This is a genomic window from Bartonella sp. AP150HLJHH (genome assembly GCF_042196385.1).
Classification (GTDB): domain Bacteria; phylum Pseudomonadota; class Alphaproteobacteria; order Rhizobiales; family Rhizobiaceae; genus Bartonella.
In genome coordinates this window covers 32,467-40,513 of record NZ_JBHIQC010000013.1, presented here as the reverse complement: position 1 = coordinate 40,513, position 8,047 = coordinate 32,467, and the positions used below count along the sequence as shown (strand labels likewise).

Genomic DNA, 8,047 nt, shown 5'->3' with positions numbered 1-8,047 from the left:
AAACGCATCTCAAAGGGGAAAACGCATCTCAAAGGGGAAAACGCATCTCAAAGGGGAAAACGCATCTCAAAGGGGAAAACGCATCTCAAAGGGGAACTAAAAAACTGTAAAAACGTTTAACAGTGAAGAAGCCGCCAGGCTGACAAATTGGAGCCCATGCTGTCAACCTCTCATTTGGAAAATGATTGATGAATCCCTTTGTTTTTATCCTCTTATTAGTTTCATGTACAGATGATTTTAATAGTTGCTATTCGAACAATACAATGGTTAAAATCTATCCAACGGCTCAAGCATGTGAACAATCCATGATACCGTCCACAAAAAAGTTTTCATTTTCTGGACAACAAATTTTTGCTCAATGTATAAACGTCCATGCAGATTTACATCAACAAGAAGTAAAATTGATCTGGTCTGTAACAAACCGTGGAAATTTCCTGCTTAAAAGCCAAAACGTAGATAACAAGATATCTACAGTCCAGAAAGAAGGTATTTTACCAACATCGCTTCCTCTTTTGCATTCTTCTTCCACAAACCTCTTGCACAAAAAACTTTAAAAGCATAAACCCATCAGATCTCAAAAAATACTCAATGAAAGACATGATGGATAATAAGCGCATGCAACCTTCAAAAGACCATCACACAGAGCAAAACTCTCTGCCTCAAGATCTCCCTTTAGATCCTGCTGTAGAACGAGTGAGAAAAAAACTTATGGGTTTAATGATTATTTCCGTTTTAATAACGCTTTTCCTTATTCTAACTGTACTGTTTTTAATTGTTTATAAAGTGGTAGCAACCGGATCAGCGCCAAAACAAACAGAGCTATCTTCCTCTCCCAGCAAAACCCCACACGTTATCCATCATACGCTCTCTCTACCGGAAAAAACACAGATTTTGTCGCAAAGCCTCTCAGAACACAATATTGTACTGAAAGTTTTAACCCCTGATGGACAAACAAAATTTATGATTTACAATTATCATACCGGTGCACTTGTCTCCATTCTTTCTGTTGAAACAACAAAAGAGAGAGCGAAGATAATGCCTCATTAAGAAAACTAACATCAATAAGCGCTGACATAGCATTCTGAAGGTTTAAACATTTTCTGCAAGCCGGCATTATCACACGCTTTACCAGCGCGTGGGTGTTGCCGACAATCCTTGGCGCTAGAGAGAGTTCATAAGAGCCATTTTATTCCTTTATTATAAAATTTATCCACACGGGCTCTCCCCGTTTGCAACGTGCAAGCGAATGGTTTTTGTTGATCCAACATGGAACAAATTTGGAAATGAGAGAATTCTAGGGGTTTAGGAGCTCTCACCTAACATTCAAAACAATGAATTATTATTATAAATTAATGTGATAAGTCTTAAATATCCACCACACGGGCGACGGCGCGTTTTTTACTGTATCCCCTCACTTAAATCTTGGAAAAGAAGAAACCTTTCTATCAACGCATTCCCATTTTAAGAAAATGACATCACTTGGGAAAAGCTAATGAACGTGCAAGAAATACCTCTTCTTGAGTGCAAAAATTCAACATAATTAATTTATAGTGATCATTTATTTTGCATGTCGAACGAGAACCTCAAATACTGTAAGATTCTCCCCCTTCAAATCTGTTCATGAGGAACTTAATCAAAATCATTTGCTCACATATCCCAGCAAGGAAATGGATGAATAAAAATACCTCTTATGAATGATCCGGTATCAAAAGAAGAACTGTTGCAACATTGAAAATTAAAGCAATAACGCCCAGCTTACATCTTTTATTAAGCAAAGATAGCCGATGAATTTCACATAATAGAATTCATGAACACCAACGCGAAATGGGCATAAATACATTGAACAATATTAAATATAAGTGTGAATTAAATAAAACAACGACATTGCGTTCTTCATAAAAGAACTGCCTCTTAAAATACACGGATGTGGTTTTCTCTGTATTCCCTCACTTAAATCCCAGCAAAGAAGCAATCTTTTCTGTCAACACCCTTTGTTAAGTCTCAATACTGCCGGTGAAAATCCAAAGAAAGCGCAAGAAGCTTCTTGAGTATATATAATTTACTATCATGATACCAATAACATCACCCCAAGCGCTTATACAGTACCTTTCAGGTTTAAACATTTCCCTCTGCTTCAAGATTGACCACTTGAGCGACGGCGTGGTTTTCTCTGTATTCCCTTACTTAAATCCCAGCAAAGAGGCAATCTTTTCTGTCAACAGCCTTCGTTAAGTCTCAATACAGCCCCGTGAAAACTCAAGGAAAGCGCAAGAAGCTTCTTGAGCATATTATAATTTATTATCATGATACCAATAACATCACCACACAAGCGCGCTTACACAGCACCCTTCAGGTTTAAACATTTTCCTCTGCCTCAAGATTGACCACTCGGCGACGGCGTGGTTTTCTCTGTATCCCCTCACCTAATCCAGGCAAAGAAGAATCTTCTTTTGTTGCTGTTTTTGTTGCTGTTGATGCATCTCCATTGCTAGAGCTTTCTGCTGTTGTAAGTGAAAGCTCAAGAGATGATTCATCTTGAGTCCGTACAGTACGTCGACGAGGAGAACGACGTGTTTTTTTGACGGGTTCAACATTTTTCTCAGAAAGACTGTGCTCTTGATCTGTTTTTTCATCCGATAGAGCCTCTAAAGCGTTTTCACGCGCATCCCCATTTTGCGCTTTATCATATTGGCCATTGCCATTTTTTTGCGACGACATTTGTAATACATCTGTATCACCCTCGACAGCATCCTTTTTTTCACCATCAAGATTTATTTCACCGCATTCTTGCCCATTGTTTTCATCACGATTTTCGTTTTCATCACCACGATTTTCATCACGCCGAACCGATTGAGACATTTGCCCAGCTGCTGCTAAAATAATACGCAAATAGTGCTCGGCATGTTGTAAATAATTTTCCGACATAACACGATCGCCTGCACCTTGTGCATCACGCGCAAGGCTTATGTATTTATCGGCAATTTGCTGAGCATTCCCGCGAATTTTAACATCCGGACCGCTACTTTCATAATTGCGAGACAACGGATTAGGACCGCGACGATTATTATTGTTATTACCATTATTGTTATTATTGCGACCGCGTACCCGTCTATTTTGTTGTGGCCTCATCTTTATCCCTTTTTGGAGTGTTTGTCTTATGTGTGTCTTAATTGACGCTTCCTCATTACATTATCTTTTGATAATGCTGATCATGTTTAACATACGATTATCAAGCTATCCGCGTTTATTTCACTCAAACGAACCCTACTGATATTGATAAAAGCATATATTTTCTTGAAAATCACAAAACAGCAGGGAAATCGTAAATCAAAAATTCCCTTTTTCTCTGTCAAACAGCAGAAACCTAATGATGTTCACGTAAAATGCCAAGTGTTTTTTTTAAAATAAACCATATTTCACTAAAAAAAAATAATTATCTTGTGGAAAACAAAAAGGAAAACACACATATAACACACCTGACAAAGAAAAAATTCCTGCCATAGAATACTAGAAGCTTCCTTTTTTGCTCTAAAACCACCGCTCCTAAAAACGCCGATATGCTCTACCCCCTCGTGCATTTAACTCACAAGCACTTCCATCCCAACGAGTCACTGCGCGAACCTCTTTATTTTATAAATATAGCCTCTCTTCATCGCTAAAGCAACCCCTTGCGAGCGATAATCCACGATCGCCTCACAAAACCTCTTAATTTTTATAGATAGATTAACACGAAGTATTATTCAAGCCCTATAATCACCAAGAGATCAATCTTCTTTCCCAAACAAGTCAATGATACTATCAATTTTTATTTTAACCCATAGAGTTTTTAAGTTAATCACAGTTTTTATTTATAACAAATTGAGCTTAAAAACAAAATATTTAAATACAAAAAAATATCAAATTATGAAAAAAACGACCAATATGTCACACTTTTTTAAAAATCAGCTTCTTCTCAAAAAAATACCCTCCTCAAAGCCTATCAATAAGAATGGCCTAACGTATTTCCTTACTTATCTTTTCTGATAAAGAAAACTAGAATTATAAAACAAGCACATTTTTAAACCCAGCACAGCGCTTTACGCATGAAGAAGCCGTAAATGTTTATAAAAGGAATGTTTTTTACTCATTTTTGTCATGTCTATTGACTTACACCCTCAAAGAAGGAAGATTCTCAAATCACACTGGTCTGTCAACAATGAAAATACTTATAAAATTCATACACTGAATTGATTTGTAATGGTAATTCATATTTTTTGTGTTGAGTAAGAAAATTAATATCGTAGGATTTTTCATCCTCAATCTGTTTGCTGTTGAATCAATCTCTTTTTCTTGCATGTTACATGTGGGAAAACCTGCGTGGAGTAAAAATGATAAAAAGACTAAAAGTGCCTCTTATGAACCGTCTCTAAGGCTAAAGGGCTGTCGACAGGCACCATTGGGAGCGAGCAAAATGTGAGATAGTACTGGCTTACTCTTTTTCAAACCATAAAGATGAACATGCTCTATAAATTTTATACATTCATGAGGGTTTTACCATTATACCATTCACCAAAACCATTACGAAATGGATTTCCCACACTCGTTATTTCCCTTAAAAAAGCGCAACAAACCCTCTTGAAACTCCACCACGCCCCCTTAAACATTTCAAGGAGGCCATCCATACCTTATGTCGCCACACCTTAAATAAGAAGTGCGATATAACAAGATAAATAAATCAAGCTGCTATTGGTCATGAGGCAGATAGTCATTTAAGAGGCTTTTATCTTTTTGTCAAAATTCGCATCCTTTTAACTTTCCATATAAAAACTTAAAAGTAATTGCGCCTTTTGCCTGTTTTATTTTCTCTTTCATTCAGAAAACAGTCTCGTAAGAGAAAATAATTTCCATCCCCAGGACGGACCCTCGTCAAACATTGTTTTTTAGCACTATCAGAAAGCTTATCCCACATTTCACGAATAGCAAAATAGGCCTCACTTTCCAAATTAAGACAATGCTGATAAACCTCTCTTTTCATATCGGGCATAACAGAAGCAGAAATTTCCTTGCAATATACGCGTAGATCAAAAACAGGAATAACCAATTCAACGGGTGCTTGTTGTGTTACTTTTTTATGAGAAGAAAAATAACTAACCACCTTTGCAACAACAAAACACAAAAACACTATACAAAAAAGTATTATGCAAACAAAAGCAATCTTGCGATATAATCTTTTGAAATAAGCCTTTTGTCTTGCTCGGATTCTTTTTTCCATAAAGATTGTACCCTTTAATATCCCAAGAGAAGCTTTTACAGCAAAAAATGATAGAAGTATCTGTGTACACAATACAGGTTATAGCCGCAAACGATCAAGACTCTTATGTCAAAAGACTCTCTTTTTTACCGTATAATTCTTATCGTATAAAATTCTTATGAAACACTTTTCTCATGCCCTTTATGAAAAAATAGGGCTGATGATTTTCTCTCACCACTTTAAAAGACAAAGATTCTTTATCCATGCGGATCTATAAACAATTCGTCTTTGTTAAGACATGTCATATTGATTTATAAAGAATATTTATTGTTTTACATGTTGAATGAGAAACCCGAACACCATAGGATTCTCTCATCCGAAGTTTGTTTTCTATTGAAACAATCAAAACCATGTTGCTTACAAGTTACAAGCGGAGCTAGCATGTGGATTAAAAACTGTATAAGAAAGGCATATGCCTCTTATGAATCGTCTTAAGTGTCAAAGACCGTAGCAAAATTGGGAGCTAGAAAATACAATGATGGTGCGGACTTGCCTCTACATAAGCGTGAAGATGGGAGTGCTCAATGGATTTACCGTTATTCACCACACAAACACTTCATATATAAAATCTTATACGCCTTCTATTACCGCCCCCTCAAAAAGCAGTCGCTAAAACAAGATAAGAGATTATAGATGTAAAACTCCTAACAAAAAAGAATGGACTTTCTAATCGAGATCAACAAACACTGTTAAAGACACATTTGCATTTTTGACCATGCTGGCATGTATGATAATGGCCCTTCAAATGCGCCACCATTTTATGCTTCACCTCATATCATTCTCCGTCAAACAATCACAAAGATTCTTTAACTATTCAACGCCCCCCAACCAAAGCAAAGAAACCAAACCCAGACGCCTGCATTTTTATTTGAATCTTCCCTATTGGGATAAAACACACAAGAATTTAAAGATTTCACTGCAAAATGAAATCACAAAATACAATAATGAGAAAAATATCCAAAGCCATCTCAATAACAAATATATAGCGCCCCTGTTATTAGAAAGTAAAAAAAGCCGCACCATTTAAAGGCGCGGCTTATGAATAGAGATATAACTAAATAAAATACAAAAGAAATCAATAATAAATACTTATACACAAAACGTATAGTATTGCAAGCTTTTTAATTATATTTATAAAAATATCCAAAAAGAGTATAAATAATGATACATTCGTATTGAGGAGAGCTGTTTATAACAATACACTTTCTAAAATAAAAACGTATCAAATAAATCAAAATACTTTGTAGCTTTATCTCAATATAATCCATGAAAAAACACACATAATTTAAGTCCATAATTATAATAAGACCCGTTCTTTTACGCTTGTAAAAGCTGGTTTTTCTTAACTTACATTCACCACTTCAAAAGATGAAGATTCTTCACCCAATCTGATCTATCAACAGCCCAGATTGCATCGGGGTTCATTTGGCTTTCTCGCATGTGATTGACTTAAACTTAAAGCTCAACAAATAAGCCTGCCTTAAATATTTGCCATGCCCTTTAAAAAACACTTTTTGTATCATGGAAGCTCTTACAAAGAGGCTTGCCTTATATCATCACACCTGAAAGGACAGTCTTTACAGCATAAACAGGACAAGACAAATCAACAACCGCTTGTACAATCTTGTCTGATAAGAAAACAAGTGAAACGTTAGCCTTCAAGCCTGCTCCAACAGTATAGCATTTCTCTTCTTTATAAGAAAAGACACAACGATACGCATGATTTTCTTATAGGCATTTTTCTGCTTTTGTCCTTTTAGCAATTAACATTTTCTTTTTATGGGATTTTTAACAAATTAAAATTGCGATGAACTGCACTTTTTTTCTTTTTAAAAAGCGTAAAAATGGCAATTTTTTATAGATTTAAAATCATCAAACGCCCTATCCAAAAAGCTTTTTAAAATGATTGCAAGATTTTTTATCTTTTTTAAAACTTCTTTTGTCATGCGTTTTTGTTCGAACACGGCTCCTTTCTCTGTAGGCTTTAAAAACTTGCCCTTAGATTTCAATATGCGCCCTACTCTCCCCAACAACGCATGATCAACTTATCCTGCAACAACGCTTCTCTATCAATTTTTACCCTTTTTTAACATCTCAAACAGAGTGCAATTCCAATCCCCACCGAAGATATAAATCAGGTTTATCTCATCTATAGCTTCAACCCATACATATTGTTATGATCACTCTTTTCTATTTTTCCTTTTCTAACAAAGAAGAAATCTCTCTAGAATGCTCAACACTGATGTTTTGAGCAACACTACTGTATATTCCTAGCGGCTTATGTGCTGTAAATTTTGAAATAAAAGAGCTGTAGTCTATTTTTGGCGCCTCGTATATTGGAGAAAAAAATATGTCTCCAACGGACGATGATTCTGTTTTAATTTCTGGTGCGCTCACAAAACTGTTTGGTGTCGTTATTCCACCACTCACAACACTATTAATACTGTCTTGCTTCTCTTCTTTCTCATTTTTTTTCTGTTCGACATTGGTAAGATCTAGAGCATTTAATTTTTTTTCTAAAGCATCCATGCGCTTTGCAATTTTTGTAATATCTTCATATGCTTTCTTCAACAATGCGTTTAAAGGAGCATGTCCCATTCTTCCGCTAGCATAAAGAACCACACGAATACATTCCGGATCATCAATATCAGCAATAGAAAATGGAAAAAGTGCCATTATATCCCCCTTTTTTATAAGCTAAACGCGTATTAAGGCATTTGCATCTCTTTTTTCGTTGTACGGCTCTTGCATTTCTCA

Annotated in this window: 5 protein-coding genes; 2 read left to right on the top strand and 3 right to left on the bottom strand. The window is 35.8% G+C overall.

The window, feature by feature from the left end:
• Positions 1-188: 188 nt before the first annotated feature.
• Positions 189-554 (top strand): hypothetical protein, encoded by a 366-nt coding sequence (locus ACFING_RS06465; RefSeq protein WP_273788469.1) that lies wholly within the window; start codon positions 189-191, stop codon positions 552-554.
• A 43-nt stretch (positions 555-597) separates the two neighbouring features.
• Entirely contained in the window at positions 598-1,047 is a 450-nt protein-coding gene (locus ACFING_RS06460; RefSeq protein WP_375630226.1) for a hypothetical protein, read from the top strand.
• Positions 1,048-2,355: 1,308 nt separating this feature from the next.
• Here the strand turns inward: ACFING_RS06460 and ACFING_RS06455 are convergent.
• From ACFING_RS06455 to ACFING_RS06445, 3 genes are all read right to left on the bottom strand, one after another.
• Positions 2,356-3,129, bottom strand: a complete 774-nt coding sequence (locus ACFING_RS06455; RefSeq protein WP_375630225.1) for a DUF4167 domain-containing protein — start codon at positions 3,127-3,129, stop codon at positions 2,356-2,358.
• 1,678 nt (positions 3,130-4,807) lie between these two features.
• Positions 4,808-5,251, bottom strand: a complete 444-nt coding sequence (locus ACFING_RS06450; protein ID WP_375610680.1) for a hypothetical protein — start codon at positions 5,249-5,251, stop codon at positions 4,808-4,810.
• Between the two features lie 2,229 nt (positions 5,252-7,480).
• Positions 7,481-7,966, bottom strand: coding sequence for a hypothetical protein (locus tag ACFING_RS06445; RefSeq protein ID WP_375613651.1), 486 nt, complete (start codon positions 7,964-7,966; stop codon positions 7,481-7,483).
• Between the last annotated feature and the right edge of the window lie 81 nt (positions 7,967-8,047).

Coding starts and splice junctions, on each gene's coding strand:
- ACFING_RS06465 (WP_273788469.1), top strand. CDS start 189: ATGAATCCCTTTGTTTTTATCCTCTTATTAGTTTCATGTACAGATGAT.
- ACFING_RS06460 (WP_375630226.1), top strand. CDS start 598: ATGATGGATAATAAGCGCATGCAACCTTCAAAAGACCATCACACAGAG.
- ACFING_RS06455 (WP_375630225.1), bottom strand. CDS start 3,129: ATGAGGCCACAACAAAATAGACGGGTACGCGGTCGCAATAATAACAAT.
- ACFING_RS06450 (WP_375610680.1), bottom strand. CDS start 5,251: ATGGAAAAAAGAATCCGAGCAAGACAAAAGGCTTATTTCAAAAGATTA.
- ACFING_RS06445 (WP_375613651.1), bottom strand. CDS start 7,966: ATGGCACTTTTTCCATTTTCTATTGCTGATATTGATGATCCGGAATGT.